The 21,707-nt window shown below is 67.6% G+C and carries 19 protein-coding genes; 13 read left to right on the forward strand and 6 right to left on the reverse strand.

Features of this window, described 5'->3' with window-relative positions; genetic code table 11:
• Positions 1-7 precede the first annotated feature (7 nt).
• On the reverse strand, positions 8-1,072 hold the full coding sequence (locus tag AB4851_RS18570) for a hypothetical protein (protein ID WP_414450985.1): 1,065 nt from the start codon (positions 1,070-1,072) through the stop codon (positions 8-10).
• A gap of 405 nt (positions 1,073-1,477) precedes the next feature.
• On the opposite strand from AB4851_RS18570, the gene AB4851_RS18575 reads away from it, so the two are divergent.
• Both AB4851_RS18575 and AB4851_RS18580 read left to right on the forward strand, forming a co-directional pair.
• The gene (locus AB4851_RS18575) at positions 1,478-1,912 is read left to right on the forward strand and encodes a CHRD domain-containing protein (RefSeq protein WP_414443088.1); all 435 of its coding nucleotides are present in this window, start codon (positions 1,478-1,480) and stop codon (positions 1,910-1,912) included.
• A gap of 55 nt (positions 1,913-1,967) precedes the next feature.
• Positions 1,968-2,930 carry an alpha/beta hydrolase gene (locus tag AB4851_RS18580; protein ID WP_414450986.1) on the forward strand — a complete coding sequence of 321 codons (963 nt, stop codon included), beginning with the start codon at positions 1,968-1,970 and terminating at the stop codon, positions 2,928-2,930.
• Here the strand turns inward: AB4851_RS18580 and AB4851_RS18585 are convergent.
• Positions 2,912-3,796 carry an EcsC family protein gene (locus AB4851_RS18585; protein ID WP_414450987.1) on the reverse strand — a complete coding sequence of 295 codons (885 nt, stop codon included), beginning with the start codon at positions 3,794-3,796 and terminating at the stop codon, positions 2,912-2,914. The genes AB4851_RS18580 and AB4851_RS18585 overlap by 19 nt on opposite strands.
• A gap of 115 nt (positions 3,797-3,911) precedes the next feature.
• On the opposite strand from AB4851_RS18585, the gene AB4851_RS18590 reads away from it, so the two are divergent.
• Both AB4851_RS18590 and AB4851_RS18595 read left to right on the forward strand, forming a co-directional pair.
• Positions 3,912-5,507, forward strand: a complete 1,596-nt coding sequence (locus AB4851_RS18590; protein ID WP_414443085.1) for an MFS transporter — start codon at positions 3,912-3,914, stop codon at positions 5,505-5,507.
• Positions 5,508-5,557: 50 nt separating this feature from the next.
• A complete protein-coding gene (locus tag AB4851_RS18595) occupies positions 5,558-6,064 on the forward strand; it encodes a MarR family winged helix-turn-helix transcriptional regulator (RefSeq protein ID WP_414450988.1) in 507 nt (168 codons plus the stop codon).
• A 50-nt stretch (positions 6,065-6,114) separates the two neighbouring features.
• Here AB4851_RS18595 and AB4851_RS18600 read toward each other — a convergent pair whose 3' ends face one another.
• Positions 6,115-6,696, reverse strand: coding sequence for a DJ-1/PfpI family protein (locus AB4851_RS18600; protein ID WP_414443083.1), 582 nt, complete (start codon positions 6,694-6,696; stop codon positions 6,115-6,117).
• A 124-nt stretch (positions 6,697-6,820) separates the two neighbouring features.
• Positions 6,821-8,101, reverse strand: coding sequence for an amino acid deaminase (locus AB4851_RS18605; RefSeq protein ID WP_414450989.1), 1,281 nt, complete (start codon positions 8,099-8,101; stop codon positions 6,821-6,823).
• A 119-nt stretch (positions 8,102-8,220) separates the two neighbouring features.
• On the opposite strand from AB4851_RS18605, the gene AB4851_RS18610 reads away from it, so the two are divergent.
• The 3 genes from AB4851_RS18610 to AB4851_RS18620 all read left to right on the forward strand — a co-directional run bounded on the left by AB4851_RS18610 (position 8,221) and on the right by AB4851_RS18620 (position 11,213).
• The gene (locus AB4851_RS18610) at positions 8,221-9,210 is read left to right on the forward strand and encodes a MurR/RpiR family transcriptional regulator (protein ID WP_414450990.1); all 990 of its coding nucleotides are present in this window, start codon (positions 8,221-8,223) and stop codon (positions 9,208-9,210) included.
• Between the two features lies 1 nt (position 9,211).
• Positions 9,212-10,687, forward strand: a complete 1,476-nt coding sequence (locus AB4851_RS18615; RefSeq protein WP_414450991.1) for an N-acyl-D-amino-acid deacylase family protein — start codon at positions 9,212-9,214, stop codon at positions 10,685-10,687.
• Between the two features lie 139 nt (positions 10,688-10,826).
• Positions 10,827-11,213: a RidA family protein gene (locus AB4851_RS18620; RefSeq protein ID WP_206131149.1), complete on the forward strand. Its 387-nt coding sequence runs from the start codon at positions 10,827-10,829 to the stop codon at positions 11,211-11,213.
• 74 nt (positions 11,214-11,287) lie between these two features.
• Here AB4851_RS18620 and queF read toward each other — a convergent pair whose 3' ends face one another.
• Both queF and ilvA read right to left on the reverse strand, forming a co-directional pair.
• Positions 11,288-12,112: an NADPH-dependent 7-cyano-7-deazaguanine reductase QueF gene (gene queF / locus AB4851_RS18625; protein WP_414450992.1), complete on the reverse strand. Its 825-nt coding sequence runs from the start codon at positions 12,110-12,112 to the stop codon at positions 11,288-11,290.
• A gap of 17 nt (positions 12,113-12,129) precedes the next feature.
• Positions 12,130-13,653: a threonine ammonia-lyase, biosynthetic gene (ilvA, locus tag AB4851_RS18630; protein ID WP_414450993.1), complete on the reverse strand. Its 1,524-nt coding sequence runs from the start codon at positions 13,651-13,653 to the stop codon at positions 12,130-12,132.
• Between the two features lie 484 nt (positions 13,654-14,137).
• On the opposite strand from ilvA, the gene AB4851_RS18635 reads away from it, so the two are divergent.
• From AB4851_RS18635 to AB4851_RS18660, 6 genes are all read left to right on the forward strand, one after another.
• A complete protein-coding gene (locus AB4851_RS18635; protein ID WP_414450994.1) occupies positions 14,138-18,172 on the forward strand; it encodes a DUF3683 domain-containing protein in 4,035 nt (1,344 codons plus the stop codon).
• Between the two features lie 32 nt (positions 18,173-18,204).
• The gene (locus AB4851_RS18640) at positions 18,205-18,648 is read left to right on the forward strand and encodes an HIT family protein (RefSeq protein WP_414443075.1); all 444 of its coding nucleotides are present in this window, start codon (positions 18,205-18,207) and stop codon (positions 18,646-18,648) included.
• A complete protein-coding gene (locus AB4851_RS18645) occupies positions 18,645-19,058 on the forward strand; it encodes a gamma-butyrobetaine hydroxylase-like domain-containing protein (RefSeq protein WP_414450995.1) in 414 nt (137 codons plus the stop codon). The genes AB4851_RS18640 and AB4851_RS18645 overlap by 4 nt, the downstream gene beginning before the upstream one ends.
• A gap of 66 nt (positions 19,059-19,124) precedes the next feature.
• Entirely contained in the window at positions 19,125-19,856 is a 732-nt protein-coding gene (ubiE, locus tag AB4851_RS18650) for a bifunctional demethylmenaquinone methyltransferase/2-methoxy-6-polyprenyl-1,4-benzoquinol methylase UbiE (protein ID WP_414443073.1), read from the forward strand.
• Positions 19,857-19,898: 42 nt separating this feature from the next.
• A complete protein-coding gene (locus AB4851_RS18655; RefSeq protein ID WP_414450996.1) occupies positions 19,899-20,930 on the forward strand; it encodes a TIM44-like domain-containing protein in 1,032 nt (343 codons plus the stop codon).
• Positions 20,931-21,052: 122 nt separating this feature from the next.
• Positions 21,053-21,697, forward strand: a complete 645-nt coding sequence (locus AB4851_RS18660) for an SCP2 domain-containing protein (protein ID WP_414450997.1) — start codon at positions 21,053-21,055, stop codon at positions 21,695-21,697.
• The last annotated feature ends 10 nt before the right edge of the window (positions 21,698-21,707 follow it).

Below are 21,707 nucleotides of genomic sequence, written 5' to 3' on the forward strand. Positions count from 1 at the left end.
GGCGGCCTCAGAAGCGGTAGCCGATGCCGGCCTGGATCACGTCGGTGTCGCGATCGTAGCGGGTCACGACGCGGTTCCAGGTCACGCGCGTGGTCCAGCGGTCGTTGAGCCGGTAGCTGGCCGAGATCGACACGATGCCCGACAGCCGGCCGTCGCCGGTGCTGACACCGCGAATGTCGCGCTGATCGACGGCCACGTACATGCCCGCGCCGGCCGCCAGCGTGAGCTTGTCGTTCAGGAACGCGCGCGTGGCCCACAGTTCGGTCGCCACGCCGTTGCGACGCGTGGCGCGCTTCGAGCCTTCGTAGAGGTAGGTGGCCGTCCAGTCGAGATAGGTCATCAGGCCGCGCCGGTATTCGGCGCTCGCGCCGAGCGAGGTGGGCGAACTGCGGCTGTTGAGGATGGTTTCGCCCACCATCGCCGAGATTTCGTTGTGCGTCACGCGGTCGGGCCGGCCGGCGGCCTCGTCGCGCGGGCCGGGCGTGTCGGGTGCGTCGAGCTGATAGCCGACGCCGAACAGCAGTGCCGTGGTGTCGGGGCCGCCGAACGTATGGATGCGGTTCAGTTGCAGTTGCGTGACCCAGCGGTGCGACGTGTAGTAGGCCGCGCGCACGCTCATCATCACGCCCCAGCCGTGCGTGTTCGAATAGCCGCGTCCTTGCGAGGCGGCTTCGGTATCGAAATAGCGATACGGGCCGATGCCGGCCGACAGCACGATGCGCCGCCGGTCGAGCGGCAATTGCCCCCAGAACTGCACGGCCTGGCCGTCGCGATGGTGGTTCGGCAGGTGGCCTTCGTTGTTCCAGGTGAAGCTGGCCGCCGCGTATGGGCCGAGGCCTTCGCGATAGTCGAGCGCCCAGGCCGTCGTGCGTGTGCCGGCGCCGTACAGCGCGCCGCCGAGCAGCGCGAACTCCTGCGCCTTGGCCGGCACGGCGACGAGCGCGCCCAGGCCGAGCAGCGAGGACAGGAGCGCGGTGCGGGGCAGGCGCGAAGCGGTTGCAACGGAAAAAACGGGCGAGGGCGAACGGACCGGCACGAGCGTAATTCCTGGGAGGAACGGCGGGACGGTCATTGTCGTCCGGTCGATTCGCCGTGCAAGCCGCTGCCGCGCCGAGCAGGATCGCCGCGCGTTACGACGGTAAGAAACGCACCGGGGCCCGAGGCGGCGCGAGCGGGCGGCGGACGTGGCGCTGTCTGCGTTTGCGTCTCGGGATGCGGACCGAGCGAAGATTTCAAACGTAAACGGGCGTAACGCGTAGACGAAAGGTGGAGGCACCGCAGGCGGCATCGGCGAGCGGGAACGCCGTTGCTTGACCCGCAAGGCGATCCCGCCTGCAACGATCGGCGCGTGGCGTACGATGCGCGAACGGCCTTCGGCATCTCGACGCATCGGGCGTTCGCCGCGCGGCCCGGCGATCGTCTACCATCGCAGCAGCGAGGCCTGCACGGCACGCGACATCCACGACCTGGAGATCCCATGCAAATCCTGCGTTTCCTGACGACCGGCATGCTGCTCGGCGCGCTGGCCAGCGTGGCGGCTCATGCGGAGACGGCGAAGCTCGTCGCCAACCTGCAGCCGTCGAGCGAAGTGCCGCCCACCGCCACGCGCGGCTCGGGCACGCTCGATGCCAGCTTCGACACCAGCACCCACACGCTGGTCTGGACCGTGACCTACGGCGGCCTGAGCGGCCCGGCGACCGCCGCGCATTTCCACGGCCCCGCGCCGGTCGGCCAGAACGCCGGCGTGCAGGTGCCGATCGCGAAAGAGGCGCTCGCGAGCCCGATCAAGGGCTCGGCCATGCTCGACGACCGCCAGGTGACCGAGCTGATGGCCGGCAAGTGGTACTTCAACATCCACACCCAGGCGCATCCGACGGGCGAGATCCGCGGGCAGATCGAGCCGGCGAGCTGAACGCCGGCACGCGAGCTTGCCCAAGCAAGCTCCCACCACACAGTAAGGAGAACCGATGAGCTGGCAGTCCGAACTGGCGTGCTGGATATTGCGTCGGCAGGTGCGGCCGAAGACGCTGTCGCCCGTGATCGACGTGGCGCATGCGCGCGATCTGGCCGAGCGTCGGCGGCCGTTCCCCACGCGCGTGCCGGCCGGTTGGCGGCTGCGCGAATGCTATGCGCAAGGCGGTGCGCCGCGCGACCCGTTGCGCGGCGAATGGCTCGAGCCGGTGGGCGCAGCGGCATCGGCCACGTCGCCGACGCTGTTGTATTTCCACGGCGGCGGCTATTACTTCTGCACGCCGACCACGCACCGCCCGCTCGTGTTCGCGCTGGCCTCGCGGGCCAACGCGCGCACGTTCTCGTCCGACTACCGGCTCGCGCCCGAGCATCCGTTCCCGGCCGCGCATGACGATGCGCTGGCGGCTTACACGGCGCTGCTCGACTCGGGCATCGATCCGGCCTCGATCGTGGTGGCCGGCGACTCGGCCGGCGGCGGCCTCGCGCTGGCGCTGCTGGTGGCGTTGCGCGATCGCGGCGCGCCGTTGCCGGCCGGCGCGGTGCTGTTCTCGCCGTGGACCGACCTGGCGGCTACCGGCGCGACGCTGGTGACCAACGACGGCGCCGATCCGATGTTCGCGGGCGCCGCGCTGGGCCGTGCCGCGCGCCTGTACGTGGGCAACGCCAGCGCCACCGATCCTTATGTATCGCCGCTCTACGCCGACGCGGCCGGGCTGCCGCCGCTGCTGATCCAGGCCGGCAGCACCGAAGTGCTGCTCGACGATTCGCGCCGCTTCGCCGAGCGTGCGCAGGCGGCCGGTGTCGAGGTCGAGCTGCAGGTGTGGCCGCGCATGCCGCACGTCTGGCAGATGGCCGTGCCGTACGTACCCGAGTCGGGCCGCGCGCTCGACGACGCGGCCGCGTTCGTGCGCCGCGTGACGTCGCGCCGCCCGCAGCAGGTTCAGATCGCGATGGCCTGATAGGCGGCCTCCACCGCCGGCAGCCCGTACTTGCGTTCGAGCCGGCGCACCGCAAAGTGGCCGTGCGCCGCCTGCTGGAAGTGATCCATGAACAGCGTGTTGACGGTCGCGCCGAGCACCGCACCGAGCGCCGGGATCGACTTGGCGGCGATCTGCTCGGTGACCTGCGCCGAGAAGCGCGAGGCGATCACCTGCACGAGCCGCAGCAGCGCGGCCGAGCCATGCGTCGCGAAGCCCTTCGAGGCGATCTCCGACGAAGCCTTCGACACCGCCTGCGCCAGCGCGCCGCGCAGCACGAAATAGCCGAAATCGGCGTCGCGCTCGGCGTCCGGGTCCACCTCGCCGCCTTGCCTGCCGGCCGCCGTACCGGCGTTCGCGAAGCCGCCGCCCATGCCGAGCACGGCCAGACACTGCAACTGCGTGTCGATCGAGGCCAGATCCTCGCCCTCGCTGCGCGCAATGTCGCAGATCGAGCGGAACATCAGCGTGGTGGTGACAGGCAGCTCCACCGGCAGCGCGAACAGCCCGAACGCGCCGCCCGCCGCCCCGGTGGTGGCCACGGCCAGCTTGTGCAGGAAATTGCTGGGCTTGTCGGACGTTTCGCCGATGCTTGCCACGCCGCCCGACCTGCCGAGCGTGCGCAGCGCCAGTTGCAGGCACTTGCGCAGCGCCAGCTCGGTCGCGTCGTTGATCTTGTCGGTGGCGAAGCCGGGCAGCCGCGCGATCATCTTCTCGATCGGCGCGCCCACCACGCTGGTCAGCTTCATCGTCAGCGACGGGCTTTCGAGCGCCAGTTTCGCGCGCCGCAGCGTGTCGAGATCCTCGGGCGACAGTGTCGAATCGACAGGGTGAAAAATCGGTTCCATATCCCTCCAGCGGGGTGCCTGATGCATTCGCGGGGCCATCTGCGTCTGCGTAGCCTACCGCATGCGTGGTAGTATCTCGCAATTGTTGACTCATCAAACGTTGCGTGAGCAAAAGATGGCCGTCCATACCCGAGCCCACCATTCGAGTGGGCAAGTCCTGCCCTTCCGCGAATCCCTGCTAGCCATGCTGGGCGTGTCGTTCGTCACGATGCTGGTCGCCTTCGACCAGACCGTGGTGGGCACCGCCTTGCCGACCATCGTCGCCGAGTTGCGCGGCTTCGATCTGTACGCCTGGGTCGCCACCTCTTACCTGCTGACCTCGGTGATCACCGTGCCGATCTTCGGCCGGCTCGGCGATTACTACGGCCGCAAGCCGTTCGTGATCGCCTCGATCGTGGTGTTCACGGCGGCCTCGATGCTGTGCGGGATGGCCGGCAGCATGACCTTCCTCGTGTTCGCACGCGTGTTGCAGGGCATCGGCGGCGGCATGCTGGTGGGCACCGCGTTCGCCTGCGTGCCCGACCTGTTCCCCGATTCGATGGTGCGGCTGCGCTGGCAGGTACTGATGAGCACGGCGTTCGGCATCGCCAATGCGATCGGCCCGTCGCTCGGCGGCTTCCTCACGCAGTTCTGGGGCTGGCGCTCGGTGTTCTACGTGAACCTGCCGTTCGGGCTGCTGTCGCTGTATTTCGTGATCCGCTACCTGCCGCACCTGCGTCACGCCAAGCACGAGGGCAAGATGCGGCTCGACTGGCCCGGCGCGCTGTTGATCGCGGTGGTGCTCGGTTCGCTGCAACTGTTCGTCGAATGGCTGCCCAAGCGCGGCTTTTTCGGCTGGCCGGCCGTGCTGCTGCTGATCGCGGTGGCCGGCGGCTTTGCTTTGTGGCGCTGGGAAAAGCGCTGTCCGCACGCGCTGCTGCCGCTCGACATGTTCGCGAACCGCTCGCTCGCGATGCTGTTCTCGCTGGCGATCCTGGCCGGCTTCTCGATGTTCTCGCTGCTGTTCTTCGCGCCGCTGCTGTTTCAGGGCGGTTTCGGCATGTCGCCGAAGGCGGCCGGCGTGGTGATCACGCCGCTGGTGGTGTTCATCACGATCGGCAGCATTCTCAACGGCCGCATCGTCACGCGCATTCCGAACCCGAACGCGATGCTGCCGGCCGGCTTCGCGCTGCTCGCGGTGGCCTGCGCCGGCGTGGCGCTGTCGTCGCACACCACGCCGCAGGGGCTGCTGCTGGCGGTCATGGTGGCGGGCGGGATCGGCCTGGGCTTCGTGCTGCCGAACCTGACCGTGTTCGCGCAGCAGACAGCCGGGCGCGAGCATCTGGGCATCGCCACCGCGCTGCTGCAATCGCTGCGCATGGTTGGCGGTATGATCGGCACCGCGCTGACCGGCACGCTGGTCAATCAGATGTATGCCGGCGGCGTGCGCGATGCGCTCGGCAGCGATCGCGCGATGCAGTGGTTCGGGCAACTGTCCGACCCGCAGATCCTGATCGATCGCGCCGCGCAAACGCGCGTGGTGGCCGAACTCGTGCAGCAGGGCCACCCTGGCCCGCTGCTGCTCGAAACCGCCCGCACCTCGCTGGTCGGGGCCATTCATCTCGGCATCGCGGTCGCCGCCGTGGTGGCCGTGCTGTCCGTCTGGCAGAGTTGCCGCGTGCCGCCGATCCGGCTGCGCAGCAAGATCGAACCGACCGTCGTCGCCGAATGAGCGGCGGGGTCGACGAATCAACCGAATCCACCGTTACTGTCGTTCGATACATGGAAGCTCAAGACCGCGTCGCGATTCTTCAACAATTCGGCCGCACCTATCGCGCGTTCCTGTCCGCCTTCGAGGCGCATGTCGGCCAGCCGATGCCGCGCTGGCGGATTCTGATCGCGCTGCATAACGAAAACGGCATGGCCTCGCAGAAGCGGCTCGTCGAGCTGGTGCGTACCGATCCGGGCGCGCTGACGCGTCAATTGAAATCGATGGAGGCGCTCGGCTGGATCGCGCGTGCGCCGGACCCGCGCGACAACCGCGTGACCAACGTCACGTTGACGGCGGACGGGCGCGCCGTGTTCGACGAATGCATGCCGCGCCGTGTGGCGTTTCTCGACGAAACGATGTCGGCGCTGCCCGACGAGGCGCTCAATGCGCTGTCGGGCGCGCTGGCGATGCTGGAGGCGCGGATTGCGGAAGTGGGCGCCGCGCCGGGGGTAGGGCAGGCCGATGCGCCGGAGTCCGGCACCGGGCCGGCCGCACCCGGCGCGAATCCGGCGGCTTGAGTTGGGCGAGGTGCGACGGTGCAGAGCACGCCGCATTCCACCCCACCGTGTCAAAGCTCGATGCGCGTGCCCAGCAGCTTGAGGAATTGCGCGAGCCAGGCCGGATGGGCGGGCCAGGCCGGCGCGGTGACGAACGGCGCGTCGGTCACGGCCGCATCCACCGGAATGTCGGCGTATTCGCCGCCCGCCATCCGCACTTCGGGCGCGCAGGCCGGATAGGCCGAAATCTTCTTGCCGCGGATCACGTCGGCGGCCGCCAGCAGTTGCGCCGCATGGCAGATCGCCGCCACGGGCTTGCCCGCTTCGACGAATGCGCGCACCAGCGCAATCACCTTGGGATCGAGACGCAGATATTCGGGCGCACGGCCGCCCGCGATCGCGATGGCGTCGTAGCGCGCCGCATCGACCTCGTCGAAGCTCGCGTTCAGCGTGAAGTGGTGACCGGGCTTTTCCGTGTAGGTCTGGTCGCCCTCGAAATCGTGGATCGCCGTCTTGATCTTGTCGCCGGCGCGCTTGCCGGGGCACACCGCATGCACGGTGTGGCCGACGGCCTGCAGCGCCTGGAACGGCACCATGGTTTCGTAGTCTTCGGCGAAATCGCCGGTGAGGAAGAGGATCTGCTTGGCTGCCATCATCTGCTCCGCGAGTTGAAGACGAGCGGGCAGTGTACGCCTCGCGCCGGGGCGGCGTCGTGACGGGCCGCCACCCCGGCGCGCGCCCGATGCGGACGCGGGCGCCGGGGCGGCCGGGCGGGGCTCAGAAGTACGTTTCGATCACGTCGGTTACGCGGTAATCGCCGTCGACCACCAGGATCTGCCGCCATTTGTCGAACGTCAGGCACGGATGCGAGATGTCGAACGCGATCATGTCGCCCACCTTCACGTCCGCGCCCGGCGCGATCTTCAGGTAGGCGTGCTGGTCCATCATGCCCGTCACTTCCCAGCCGTCGGCCGGCGTCACGGTGCGCGGCGCGGTTTCGGTGCCGGGGCGGTAGTGGCGCGCCGGCTCCGGGTAGCCCGCGTCGAATGCGGCGTCGCGCTTGCCGAGCGCGACGATCGCGCGATCCGGCTCGGGAATCGACTGCACGTAGGCCCACAGTTGCAGCGCCGGCTTGAGCGCCTCGCCCATCCGCTTGGCCACCGGGTTGCGCGCGAGGATGTCGTTCTGCGCCTTGCGGTAGATGCCGACGTCGTGCGTCAGGTAGCAGCCCGGGCGCAGCACCACGTCGATCACGCCGTCGGCCTGGGCCTGCGCGAATTCGTCGGCCACCACGTCGTACCAGGCCGAACCCGCGCCCGACAGCACCGCCGGCGAGCGCGCGAAACGGCCTTCCGCCGCGAAGCCGCGTGCGAGCGCCACCGCGTCCTGCAGGAACGCGCGCACCTCGCCTTCTTCCTTGAGCACCCCTTCGTACACCTCGATGCCGGCCAGCTTGATGGTGTCGGCATGGCGCGCGATCGCCTCGAGCACGGCCGTGCGCTGCGCGGCGTCGCGCACGCCGGTGCGCCCGCCCGGCACGCCGAGTTCGAGCAGCACCTGCAGCGGCCGGTTGGCGGCGGCGAAGAAGCGGCCCAACTGTTCGACGTTCTCGGCCGAATCGACGATGCAGAAGAATTCGAAATCGGGGTCGGACAGCAGCTCGGCGATGATCGCCATGTTGTGCTTGCCGACCAGTTGATTGGCCATCAGCACGCGGTCGATGCCGCCGTGATACGCGGCGCGCGTCTGATGCGCGGTGGCCAGCGTGATGCCCCAGGCGCCCGTCTCGATCTGGCGGCGGAACAGTTGCGGCGCCATGGTGGTCTTGCCGTGCGGGGCCAGCTTCACGCCGTATTCGGCCACGAACGCCTGCATCCACTTCAGGTTGTGTTCGACGAGATCGGCGTACAGCACCGCCGCCGGCAGGCTGACGTCTTCCTCGAGCAGGTTCCATTCGAGCCGCGCGGCGTCCGACAACTGCACGCTCGCGCTCGGCACGCGGCCCAGGCCCTTGCCGGTCGGTTGGATCGTGGCTTCCTGATAGTTTGTAACTTTCATCTTCGAGTGCTCCATCGTCTCGTCATGTTTGTATCGAAGTTGACGGCAGGATAGTACAGAAAGTAGCATCCGCCCGGTGATGTTATTTATTAACACGGACCCATTCTGCCATTGATCCGATGAATGCCGATTCACGCGACGACGCCCGCGATTTCGCTGCGCCGCACCATGCCGCCGAGCCCCTCGCGGCCGAACCCGCTGCGCCGGCCACGGCCCAGCTCGCGTTCGATATCGTGGCACGGATCGCCGAGTGCGCGCCCGCGCTGCGCGACGCCGAACGCAAGGTGGCCGCGCGCATCCTCGACGACCTGACCGCCGCCGCGCATGCCAGCATCGGCGAGATCGCCGCGCAGGCCGAGGTCAGTGTGGCCACCGTCACGCGGTTCGCCAAGGCGGTCGGCTGTCGCGACGTGCGCGAACTGAAGCTGCGGCTCGCGCAGGCTGCCGCGGTGGGCCGGCGTTTCCTCGCGCCGCCCGGCGAGGGCGACGCCGCCGATGCGCGCGACGGCCTGCCGGCCTCGGGCGTCTCGCGCGTGTACGACGACGTGCGCGTGACGCTCGAACATCATCACGCGCTGCTGCGGCAAACCGCGTTCGACGCGCCGTCCGAGGCGCTGGCGCGCGCGCGGATGATCTACGTGTTCGGGCAGGGCGGCGGCTCCACGGCGCTGGCCGACGAACTGCGCTTCCGGCTGGTGCGCTTCGGCCGCCCCGTCGCCAGCTACCAGGACGCGCTGCTGCAGCGCATGGTGGCCAGCACGGTCGACGAGGCCTGCGTGGTAGTGGCGCTGTCGGTCACCGGCCGCGTGCCCGAGCTGCTCGAAAGCTGCGCGCTGGCCAAGCGCTATGGCGCGCGCATCGTGGCGTTGACCGCGCCGGCCTCGCCGCTCGCGCAACTGGCCGACGACCTGATCCCGGTGGTCGCGTTCGAAACCGATTTCATCTTCAAGCCGTCCACCTCGCGTTACGCGATGATGATGGCGCTCGACGTGCTCGTCACCGAGGTCGCGCTGCGGCTCGGCGACGGCTGCCGCGAGACGCTGCGCCGCATGAAGCACGCGCTCGACGTGCATCGTGGCGGCGGCGACCGACAACCCCTCGGAGACTGACATGCATTCCCATCCCGAACTCGCGGATACGCTGATCGTCGATGCCGTGCTGATCGACGGCACCGGCGCGCCGCCCGCGCAGCGCGACGTGGCGATCCGCGACGGCCGCATCGTGGCGATCGGCAATTTGTCGAGCTGGCTGGCCGAGGACGTGATCGAAGCGAACGGCCGCGTGCTCGCGCCGGGCTTCGTCGACGTCCATACGCACGACGACACGCACGTGATCCGGGCGCCGCAGATGCTGCCGAAGATCTCGCAGGGCGTGACGACGGTGGTGGTCGGCAATTGCGGGATCAGTGCGTCGCCGGTGGCGCTGCGCGGCGATCCGCCCGATCCGATGAACCTGCTCGGCGATCGCGAGGCGTTTCGGTATCCGACCTTCGCGGCCTATGCCGAGGCCGTCGACCAGGCGCAGCCGGCCGTCAACGTGGCCGCGCTGGTGGGCCACACGGCGCTGCGCAACAACCAGATGGACCGGCTCGACCGCGCGGCCAGCAGCGAGGAAATCGCCGCGATGCGCGTGCAGCTCGAGGAGGCGCTGCTGAACGGCGCGCTCGGCCTGAGTTCGGGCCTGGCTTACGGCTCGGCGTTCGCCGCGCCGGTGGAGGAAGTCATGGCGCTGGCCGAGCCGCTCGCGCTGGCCGGCGCGCTGTACACCACGCACATGCGCACCGAATTCGACGCGATCCTCGACGCGATGGAAGAGGCGTATCGCGTCGGCCGCCATGCGCGCGTGCCGGTGGTGATTTCGCATCTGAAGTGCGCCGGGCCGTCGAACTGGGGGCGCAGCGCCGAGGTGCTGGCCTCGCTCGACCGGGCGCGCCGCATCCAGCCGGTCGGCTGCGACTGCTACCCGTACAGCCGCAGCTCGTCGACGCTCGACGTCAAGCAGGTCACCGGCGACATCGAGATCACCATCACGTGGTCCGAGCCGCATCCCGAAATGGCCGGCAAGAAGATCGCCGCGATCGCCGCCGAATGGGGCATCCCCGAGCAGGACGCGGCACGCCGCCTGCAGCCGGCCGGCGCGGTGTATCACAACATGTCCGAGGACGACGTGCGCCGGATCCTGTCGCATCCGTCGACGATGGTCGGCTCCGACGGCCTGCCCAACGATCCGCTGCCGCATCCGCGGCTCTGGGGCGCGTTTCCGCGCGTGCTCGGCCATTACGCGCGCGACGAGAAGCTGCTGCCGCTGGAGGAAGCGGTGCGCAAGATGACCTCGCTGGCGGCGCGCCGCCTCGGCCTCGACAAGCGCGGCGAGGTGCAGATCGGCTATCACGCCGATCTGGTGCTGTTCGATCCTGCCACCGTGATCGACGTCGCCTCGTTCGAAGCGCCGCAGCAACCGGCGCGCGGCATCGACGCCGTGTGGGTCAACGGCGTGCTGTCCTGGCGCGATGGCGCGCCCACCGGCACGCGCGCCGGCCGCTTCGTGAAGCGCGGCACGCGCGCGCTCAGCGACGCGGCGTTCTGAACCACCGAATCCGGCCGGGCGCGCCGCTGCCTGCGGGCGGCGCCCGGCCGAACCGAAATGGCCGGCGCATTGCGTGCGCCGGGCGAACCGGCCGCGCGGCGAACGCGCGGCCCGAACCAGCAAACCGAAGGAGAAAACGATGAAGCGTTACGGTGTGGGCGATGCGAAGGGAACCGGCGGCCAGGTGATGCCGTTCGCGAAGGCGGTGGAGGCCGACGGCTGGCTGTACGTGTCGGGCCAGACGCCGATGGTCAACGGCGAGGTGGTGGAAGGCGGCATCGTCACGCAGTCGAAGCAGACGATCGAGAACGTGATCGCGATCCTCAAGGAAGCGGGCTACGGCCTCGAACACGTCGTGCGCTGCGGCGTGTGGCTCGACGACGCGCGCGATTTCGCGTCGTTCAACAAGGTGTTCATCTCGTACTTCGGCGAGCATCCGCCGGCACGCGCCTGCGTGCAGTCGAGCATGGTCATCGACTGCAAGGTCGAGGTGGATTGCATCGCCTACAAGCCGCCCGTCAAGTAAGCCGGGCAGCATGAAAAAACGCGGCAGCGCGGGCCTCGAAGGCTCGCGCTGCCGCGTTTTGCTTGGGTGCTCGTTTACTGGCGCGCGGTGCGCGCGTTGTCGGGCATCGGCTGGTTGAAGTTGGTGCGGAACGGGTTGATGTCCAGGCCGCCGCGGCGCGTGTAGCGTGCGTACACGGCCAGCTTCACGGGGCGGCATTCGCGCAGGATGTCGACGAAGATCCGCTCGACGCACTGTTCGTGAAAGCCGGTGTGATTGCGGAACGAGATCAGGTAGCGCAGCAGCCCGGCCTGGTCGATCGGCGCGCCCACGTAATGCACCTGCACGCTGCCCCAGTCGGGTTGGCCCGTGACCGGGCAGTTCGACTTGAGCAGGTCCGATACCAGCGTTTCCTCCACCGGCGATTCGTCGTGCGAGGCCGACAGCAGCGACGGGTCCGGATGGTAGATGTCGGTATCGAGATCGAGGCGGTCGAGCGACTGGCCGTCGAGTTCCTCGAGCTTCAGCTTGGCGAACGCCGACGGCGAGGCCAGTTGCACCGACACCGTCGCGCCGCAGGCGGCCGAGACGTCGCGCTTGAGCGTGTCGCGCACGGCGTCGACCGAGTCGAACGCCGTTTGCGCGAACGAGCCGAGGTAGAGCTTGAACGATTTCGATTCGACGATGTTCGGCGATTCGGCCGGCACGAAGAACGTGGCCACGGCGATCTGCGGCTTGCCGCGCGCGTTGACCCACGACAGTTCGTAGGCGTTCCAGATGTCGGTGCCGAAGAACGGCAGCGCCGCGCCGATGCCAATCTGCTCGCGCGCGCCGGCACGCGGGATCGGAAACAGCAGCGAGGCGTCGTAGGCGGTGGTGTAGGCCGAGGCCTTGCCGAGGGGGGAGTGTTCGGGAGTCATCGATCGTCTCGCGGCGGTCAGGCCAGGAACAGCCGGTAGGCCGGGTTCGCGGTTTCTTCGTGGGAGGGATAGCCGAGCGTGGCCAGGAAGCGGTCGAACGCTTCGTGATCGGCGGCCGGCACCTGCAGGCCGACCAGGATCGAGCTGGTGTCGGCGCCCTGGTTGCGGTAATGGAACAGGCTGATGTTCCAGTTCGGCGCCATCGCCGACAGGAACTTCATCAGCGCGCCCGGCCGCTCCGGGAATTCGAAGCGGAACAGTCGCTCGTCGTGCGACAGCGGCGAACGGCCGCCGACCATGTAGCGGATGTGGTCCTTCGACAGTTCGTCGCCGGTCAGGTCGGCGGTGACGAAGCCGTGCGCGTCGAAGTTGGCGGCGATCTCGGCCGATTCGCCGCGGCGGCGCGTCTGCACCCCCACGAAAATGTGCGCCGAGCGTGCGTCTGCGATCCGGTAATTGAATTCGGTCACGCTGCGCTCGCCCACCAGCTCGCAGAAGCGCCGGAAGCTGCCGCGTTCCTCGGGAATCGTCACCGCGAACACCGCTTCGCGCGCCTCGCCCACCTCAGCGCGCTCGGCCACGAAGCGCATGCGGTCGAAGTTCATGTTCGCGCCGGAGGTGATCGCCACCAGCGTTTCGCCTTCGATGCCGGCTTGCTCGGCGTAGCGCTTGGCGCCCGCCACGGCCAGTGCGCCGGCCGGCTCCAGCACGCTGCGGGTGTCCTGGAACACGTCCTTGATCGCGGCGCACAGCGCGTCGGTATCCACGGTGATCACGTCGTCGAGCAGTTCGCGGCACAGCCGGAACGTTTCCTCGCCGACCAGCTTGACCGCCGTGCCGTCCGAGAACAGGCCGACTTCGGCCAGCGTCACGCGCTCGCCGGCGCGGATCGACTGCGCCATCGCGCAGGAATCGTCGGTCTGCACGCCGATCACGCGGATTTCGGGCCGGATCGCCTTCACGTAAGCGGCCACGCCGGCAGCCAGGCCGCCGCCGCCGATCGGCACGAAGATCGCGTGGATCGGCCCCTGATGCTGGCGCAGCACTTCCATCGCCACCGTGCCCTGGCCGGCGATCACATAGGGATCGTCGAACGGGTGCACGAAGGTCAGGCCGCGTTCGTTCTGCACCTGCACGGCGTGCGCGTAGGCGTCGCTGTACGATTCGCCGAACTGGATCACCTCGACGGTCGCGCCGCCGTGGGCCCGCACCGCGTCCACCTTGACCTGCGGGGTGGTGACCGGCACCACGATCACGGCCTTCACGCCGAGCCGGGCCGCCGAGAATGCCACGCCCTGCGCATGATTGCCGGCCGAGGCCGTGATCACGCCGCGCTCGCGGGCTTCGGTCGACAGGTGTGCCATGCGGTTGTAGGCGCCGCGCAGCTTGAACGAGAACACCGGCTGGTTGTCCTCGCGCTTGAGGAGCACGCGGTTGCGCACGCGGGCGGACAGGTTGCGGGCCGGTTCGAGGGCGGTTTCGACCGCCACGTCGTAGACGCGGGCGGTAAGGATTTTCTTCAGGTAGTCGTGAGCAGCCATGACGGTCGCGCGGGTATCGGCCGGCGCGGCAAAAGCGGGGAAAGCCGGGATTTTAGCCCCAACCCCGCTCGGGCGGGCCTGTGAGCCTCACGACCGACCGGACGGGTGGGCAATTCCCGGCCCGCGCCGCCGGGCCGGGAATTGCGGCCGATTCAGGCGTCCACGCTCGCGCCGATCATGGGTTAGAATTCCGTTTTGAATCAAGGACCGGAAGATGAAAAGGCAGTATCGGACCGCCCATTTGAAGCCGTCTCCGCGGGCAGCCTGTCCCTCGGCGGCTCGGCACGCGCACTGCGCGCGATCGTGCTGATGGCTCCGAGTGCCGCCAGGTATCGGCCGGCCGGGGCCTAGCGTACAGACGCTTGGCACGGGCCCCGCGCATAGTTGCTAGCCTGGTAACAGAAGATTTTCCCCAGATCCGCGCTCCACGCGCATGCCTCAGCCGTGCCCAGACCGCACGGCCGGCCCTCCGACTCGTCCGAACATGAACGCACCACAAGTTTTCGATCCGCATGGCGCGGCAATCGCCGTCGCAGCCGACCTGACGCCGCGCCTGCGCGAAATCCCGTACAACTACACGTCGTTCTCCGACCGTGAGATCGTCATCCGCCTGCTCGGCGAGGACGCCTGGTCGGCGCTTGCCGACCTGCGCGGCGAGCGCCGCACCGGCCGCTCGGCGCGGATGCTGTACGAAGTGCTCGGCGACATCTGGGTGGTGCGCCGCAATCCTTACCTGCAGGACGACCTGCTCGACAACCCGAAGCGCCGCCAGATGCTGATCGACGCGCTCGGCCACCGCCTGGCCGAGATCGACAAGCGCCGTCAGGCCGACCTGTCCGAGCACGGCGACGAAGCGGCCCGCGAGCGTGCCTCGCGCGTCGCGATGCTGACGGTCGCCGCACGTGGCGCGGTCGACGCGTTCGCGCGCGAGTTCGAGCAGATGGCCGACCTGCGCCGCCGCGCCACCAAGGCGCTGGGCCGCTGCACGCAGAAGGACAACATCCGCTTCGACGGCCTCGCGCGCGTTTCACACGTGACCGACGCCACCGATTGGCGCGTCGAATATCCGTTCGTGATCCTCACGCCCGACACCGAAGCCGAAATTGCCGGGATGGTGAAGGCCTGCTTCGAACTCGGCCTGACCGTGATCCCGCGCGGGGGCGGCACCGGCTACACGGGCGGCGCCGTGCCGCTCACGCCGTTTTCGGCCGTGATCAACACCGAAAAGCTCGAACAACTGGGCGCGGTCGAGCAGACCGAACTGCCGGGCGTCGCGCACAAGGTGGCCACCATCTTCTCGGGCGCCGGCGTCGTCACGCGCCGCGTGACCGAGGCGGCCGAAGCGGCCGGCTACGTGTTTGCGGTCGATCCGACCTCGCTCGATGCATCCTGCGTCGGCGGCAACGTTGCGATGAACGCCGGCGGCAAGAAGGCCGTGCTGTGGGGCACCGCGCTCGACAACCTGGCCTGGTGGCGGATGGTCGACCCGGACGGCAACTGGCTCGAAGTCACGCGCCACGATCACAACCAGGGCAAGATCCACGACATCGCCGTGGCCCGCTTCGAACTGAAGTGGTTCGACGGCGCTTACGCGCCGGGCGAGAAGCTGCTGCGCAGCGAAATGCTTGACATCGAAGGCAAGCGCTTCCGCAAGGAAGGCCTCGGCAAGGACGTCACCGACAAATTCCTGGCCGGCCTGCCGGGCGTGCAGAAGGAAGGGTGCGACGGCCTGATCACGTCGGCGCGCTGGATACTGCACAAGATGCCGGCCCATACGCGCACGGTCTGCCTCGAATTTTTCGGCCAGGCGCGCGAAGCGATCCCGAGCATCGTCGAAATCAAGGATTACCTGTTCGAAACGTCGAAGCAGGGCGGCGCGATCCTGGCCGGCCTGGAGCATCTCGACGAACGCTACCTGCGCGCGGTCGGCTACGCCACCAAGAGCAAGCGCAACGCGTTCCCGAAGATGGTGCTGATCGGCGACATCGTCGGCGACGACGCCGACGCGGTGGCGGCCGCCACCTCGGAAGTGGTCCGCATGGCCAACGGCAAGAGCGGCGAGGGCTTCGTGGCCGTCAGCGCCGAGGCGCGCAAGCGCTTCTGGCTCGACCGCAGCCGTACCGCCGCGATCGCGAAGCACACCAACGCGTTCAAGATCAACGAAGACGTGGTGATCCCGCTCAACCGCATGGGCGAGTACACCGATGCGATCGAGCGCATCAACATCGAGCTGTCGCTGAAGAACAAGCTGCAAATTCTCGATGCGCTCGAAGCGTTCTTCCGTACCGGCGACCTGCCGCTCGGCAAGAGCGACGACGCCAACGAGATCCCCAGCGCCGAACTGCTCGAAGATCGCGTGCAACAGGCGCTCGACCTGTTCAAGCAGGTGCGCTCGCGCTGGGAATTCCTGCGCGACCGGCTCGACATGCCGCTGCGCGAGGCCCAGCACTACCTCGTGCAACTGGGTTATGAAAAGCTTGGCGACACCTTCGCCGCGCGCGCCGATGCCCAGCCCGACGCCAACGTGTTCCACGTCACGCAGGACCGCACCGTGCGCGTGTCGTGGAAGCAGGAGCTGCGCGCCGAACTGCGCAACATCTTCAACGGCGGCGCGTTCAAGCCGATCCTCGACGAGGCGCAGGCGATCCACAAGCGCGTGCTGCGCGGGCGCGTGTTCGTCGCGCTGCACATGCACGCGGGCGACGGCAACGTCCACACCAACCTGCCGGTCAACTCGGATAATTATGAGATGCTGCAGGACGCCCATGCGGCGGTCGCGCGCATCATGGACATCGCGCGCTCGCTCGACGGCGTGATTTCCGGCGAGCACGGCATCGGCATCACCAAGCTCGAATTCCTGACCGACGACGAGCTGAAGGATTTCCGCGCCTACAAGCAGCGCGTCGATCCGCACGACCGCTTCAACAAGGGCAAGCTGATGCAGGGCGCGGATCTGCGCAACGCGTATACGCCGAGCTTCGGGCTGATGGGCTATGAATCGCTGATCATGCAGCAGTCCGACATCGGCGCGATCGCCGAATCGGTCAAGGATTGCCTGCGCTGCGGCAAGTGCAAGCCGGTGTGCGCAACCCATGTGCCGCGCGCGAACCTGCTCTACAGCCCGCGCAACAAGATCCTCGCCACCTCGCTGCTGGTCGAGGCATTCCTGTACGAGGAGCAGACGCGCCGCGGCGTGTCGATCAAGCACTGGGACGAGTTCAACGACGTGGCCGACCATTGCACGGTCTGCCACAAGTGCGTCACGCCGTGCCCGGTCAAGATCGACTTCGGCGACGTGACGATGAACATGCGCAACCTGCTGCGCAAGATGGGCAAGAAGAAGTTCAATCCGGGCCAGGCCGCCGGCATGTTCTTCCTGAACGCCACCAATCCGCAAACCATCAACGCCGCGCGCGGCGTGATGATGGGCGTCGGCTACAAGGCGCAGCGCTTCGCCAACGACGTGCTCAAGAAGGTCACGAAGAAGCAGACGGCGCGCCCGCCCGCCACCACCGGCAAGCCGCCGATGGTGGAGCAGGTGATCCACTTCGTGAACAAGAAGATGCCGGGCAACCTGCCGAAGAAGACGGCGCGCGCGTTGCTCGACATCGAGGACAACAAGATCGTGCCGATCATCCGCAACCCCAAGACCACCACGGTCGATTCGGAAGCGGTGTTCTACTTCCCGGGCTGCGGTTCCGAGCGGCTGTTCTCGCAGGTCGGCCTGGCCACGCAGGCGATGCTGTGGGAAACGGGTGTGCAGACCGTGTTGCCGCCGGGCTACCTGTGCTGCGGCTATCCGCAGCGCGGTTCGGGCCAGTACGACAAGGCCGAGCAGATCGTCACCGACAACCGCGTGCTGTTCCACCGCATGGCCAACACGCTGAACTACCTCGACATCAAGACGGTGGTGGTGTCGTGCGGCACCTGCTACGACCAGTTGGCCGGCTATGAATTCGAGAAGATCTTCCCGGGCTGCCGGATCATCGACATCCACGAGTTCCTGCTCGAAAAGGGCATGAAGCTCGAAGGCGTGGCCGGCACGCGCTACATGTATCACGACCCGTGCCACACGCCGATCAAGACGATGGACCCGGTCAAGCTCGTCAACGAATTGATGGGCGCCGAGAAAGACGGCTACACGATCACCAAGAACGATCGCTGCTGCGGCGAATCGGGCACGCTGGCCGTGACGCGGCCGGACATCTCCACGCAGATCCGCTTCCGCAAGGAAGAAGAGATCCGCAAGGGTGCGGCGCGTCTGCGCAACATCCCGGTGGTGTCGGGCGACGGCGTGAGCGCCGCTGCCGCGGCGCCTGCGCCGGCCGGCGAGACGCAGGTCAAGATCCTGACCAGCTGCCCGTCGTGCCTGCAAGGCCTGTCGCGCTACAACGAGGACGCCAACATCGAATCCGATTACATCGTGGTTGAAATCGCCCGCAACGTGCTCGGCGAGAACTGGATGGCCGACTACGTGAGCCACGCGAACAACGGCGGCATCGAGCGGGTCCTGGTGTAAAGTCGGGGCGTCCGATCAGCAAGGAACTGACGATGGATTGCGTATTCTGCCGGGAAGACGGCGGCGAGCTGTTGTGGAAGGACGATGCGCTGCGCGTCGTGCTGGCGTCCGGCGAAACCGATTACCCCGGTTTTTGCCGCGTGATCTGGCACGCGCATGTCGCCGAGTTCTCCGATCTCACCGCGGCCGAGCGCGCACACCTGATGCTGGTGGTCGCGGCGGTCGAGCGCGCGGTGCGGCGCGTGATGCAGCCCACCAAGGTCAATCTGGCGAGCCTCGGCAATCAGGTGCCGCATCAGCACTGGCACGTGATTCCGCGCTTCTCGAACGATGCGCACTTTCCGCAGCCGGTGTGGGCGCCGCGCCAGCGCTCGGTGTCGGACGCGCTGCTGCGCTTGCGCACGGCACAGGCCACGCTGCTGCACAATGCGGTGCACGAGGAAATCGAACAGGTTTTGAACGCGAGGGATTCATGAGCGGCTTGACGCCGACCACGCCGGTACCGTCCGGCGTCGTCGTGCACGCGGTGTCGCGCGTGCTCGAATTGCAGTATCCGAATGGCGACAGCTACCGCATCCCATTCGAATTGATGCGCGTGTTTTCGCCGTCGGCGGAAGTGCGCGGGCACGGCCCCGGCCAGGAAACGCTGCAAACCGGCAAGCGCACCGTGACGATCACGGCGCTCGAAGGCGTCGGCAACTACGCGTTGCAGCCGACCTTCTCGGACGGCCATTCCACCGGCATCTATTCGTGGGATCTGCTGTACGAGCTGGCCACGCGCCAGGACGCGCTCTGGCGCGAGTATTTCGACAAGTTGCAGGCGGCGGGCGTCGAACGCGATGCCCCGATGCCGCAGGCAGGCGCCTCGCGCGGCCACTGCCACTGACCATCACCGACTGAACCGACGGCGCCGCATCCGGCGCCGTCTTGCCATTTCCAGAGGATTCACGCGATGAGCAAAACCCATTTCGGCTTCGAAACCGTCGACGAGGGCGACAAGGCGAAAAAGGTGGCGGGGGTGTTCCACTCGGTCGCGAGCAACTACGACCTGATGAACGACCTGATGTCGGCCGGCATGCACCGCGCCTGGAAGGCGTTCACGATCGCGCAGGCGAACGTGCGCCCCGGCCACAAGGTGCTCGATATCGCCGCCGGCACGGGTGACCTGACCAAGGCGTTCGCGAAGGCGGCCGGCCCGACCGGCGAAGTCTGGCATACCGACATCAACGAATCGATGCTGCGCGTGGGCCGCGACCGCCTGCTCGACAAGGGCGTGGTGACGCCGTCGCTGTTGTGTGACGCCGAGAAAATTCCGTTTCCGGACAACCACTTCGATCTGGTGACGGTGGCCTTCGGGTTGCGCAACATGACGCACAAGGACGCCGCGCTGGCCGAGATGCGCCGTGTGGCGAAGCCGGGCGGCCGCGTGATGGTGCTGGAATTCTCGAAAGTCTGGGAGCCGTTGAAAAAAGCCTACGACGTATATTCTTTCAAAGTATTACCGTGGCTTGGCGACAAGTTCGCGAAAGATGCTGAAAGTTACCGGTACCTTGCTGAATCTATCCGGATGCACCCGGATCAAGACACCCTGAAGACGATGATGGAACAGGCCGGCCTCGATGCTGTCAAATATTACAATTTGTCAGGTGGCGTGGTAGCGTTACACCTGGGAACCAAGTATTAAGGGGTTCTATCCATACAATTGTCTTTCAATCTGGAGATGGTGATGTCTGATTCCCGTTCGTTCAACAACCGCAGCAAGCAGCCGGGGCCGTGGGCACGACGGATCGGCACGCTGTTCATGGTCGGCCTGCTGATGGCCGGCACATTCGCGTCGCTCGATGCCGAAGCCCGGCGGATGGGCGGCGGGCGCAGCATGGGTCGCCAATCCCAGATGGTCCAGCAACGTCAGGCCACGCCGCCGGCGCAGCAGCCGATGCAACAGGCCGCGCCGGCCCAGCGCGGCGCGCAGCCGACTCCGGCCGCGCAGCCGAACCGCTCGCGCTGGCTCGGGCCGATCGCCGGCCTGGCCGCCGGCCTCGGCATCGCGGCGCTGCTGTCGCACTTCGGTCTGGGCGGCGCGTTCGCCAGCATGATGGCGAACGTGATTATCATCGCTTTGCTTGCCTTCATCGGTATCTGGATCGTGCGTAAGATCATGAATCGCAACCGCAAGCCGGAACCGGCCTACGCGGGCGCGGGTTCGTCGATGAACCGCGGCGGCTACGGCACCGGTTCCTCGAACGCGAACGGCGGCCAAGCCAGCCCGAGCTACTCGGCGCAGCCCCAACCGGCCTCGTCGAGCAGCTATGCGAACGAGGCGGCCGGCGTGTTCGGCGGTGCGTCGGCAGGCGCGGCGGCGGGCGCGATGGCGGCACCGTCGGTGCCGGCCGGTTTCGACACCGAAGCGTTCGTGCGCAATGCCAAGGTCTACTTCATTCGCCTGCAGGCGGCCTGGGACGAAGGCAACATGGCCGACATCCGCGAATTCACCACGCCGGAAATGTTCGCCGAGGTGAAGGTCGATCTGTCCTCGCGTGGTGCGGGCAAGAACCAGACGGATGTGGTGCAGCTCGATGCCGAATTGCTCAATGCCGAGCAGAACGGCAGCCAGTCCGAAGCCAGCGTGCGCTTCCACGGCCTGATTCGCGAATCGGCCAACGCCGGTCCGGAGCCGTTCGAGGAAGTGTGGAACCTGACGAAATCGGGCAACGAAGGCTGGCTGTTGGCCGGTATCCAGCAGATCAACCTGCACTGAGCACTGCGGATTTCCGGCTTCGCTCGATCCGGCGCGAAGCTGGAGCGGGGCAGAGCCGATCCGACGTTACAATAGAAACCCGCGTGGGCACCCTGCCTGCGCGGGTTTCTTTACTCAGTCCGATGACCTTTGCCGCCAAGTCTGTCGCTGCTGCTGTCAACCATCTGCTCGCCCGCGAATCCTGGGCGCGCGATCGCCTGATTCCCTACGCAGGGAAAACCGCCAGACTTGAATTTTCCCCCGTCACGCTCGTGCTGCTGGTGCAGCCCGACGGGTATTTCGCGGCCGTCGAGGCGCACGAGGCGCCGCAGGTCGATGTTTCGATCGCGCTCGGTGGCGCGCAGCGCTCGCCGTTCGATGCCGTCACGGCCTTCGTGCAGGGCGGCCAGGCCGCCGTCATGAAGCACGTCAAGCTCGAAGGCGATGCCGAATTCGCCACGCAACTGGCCAAGCTCGCCGAACATCTGCGCTGGGAGCCCGAAGAAGATCTCGCGCGCGTGGTGGGCGACGCGGCCGCCTACCGGATCGCCACGCTGGTGCGCTCGGCCGGCGATCAGGCCCGCCGTACCGGCCGCAATCTGCTCGGCTCGCTGACCGAATATTTCCTCGACGAGGATCCCCAGGTCGTGCGGCGTGCCGCGCTGACCGAATTCGATGCCGAACTGGCGCGGGCCCGCGATGCGCTGGCCCGTGTCGAGAAGCGGGTCGAACGACTCGAACAAGGATTGGGCGCACGGGCGGGCAACAACTCGCGCGGCGCGCACTGAAGGACCGTCA

Source organism: Burkholderia sp. 22PA0099, from assembly GCF_047497165.1.
Taxonomy (GTDB): domain Bacteria; phylum Pseudomonadota; class Gammaproteobacteria; order Burkholderiales; family Burkholderiaceae; genus Burkholderia.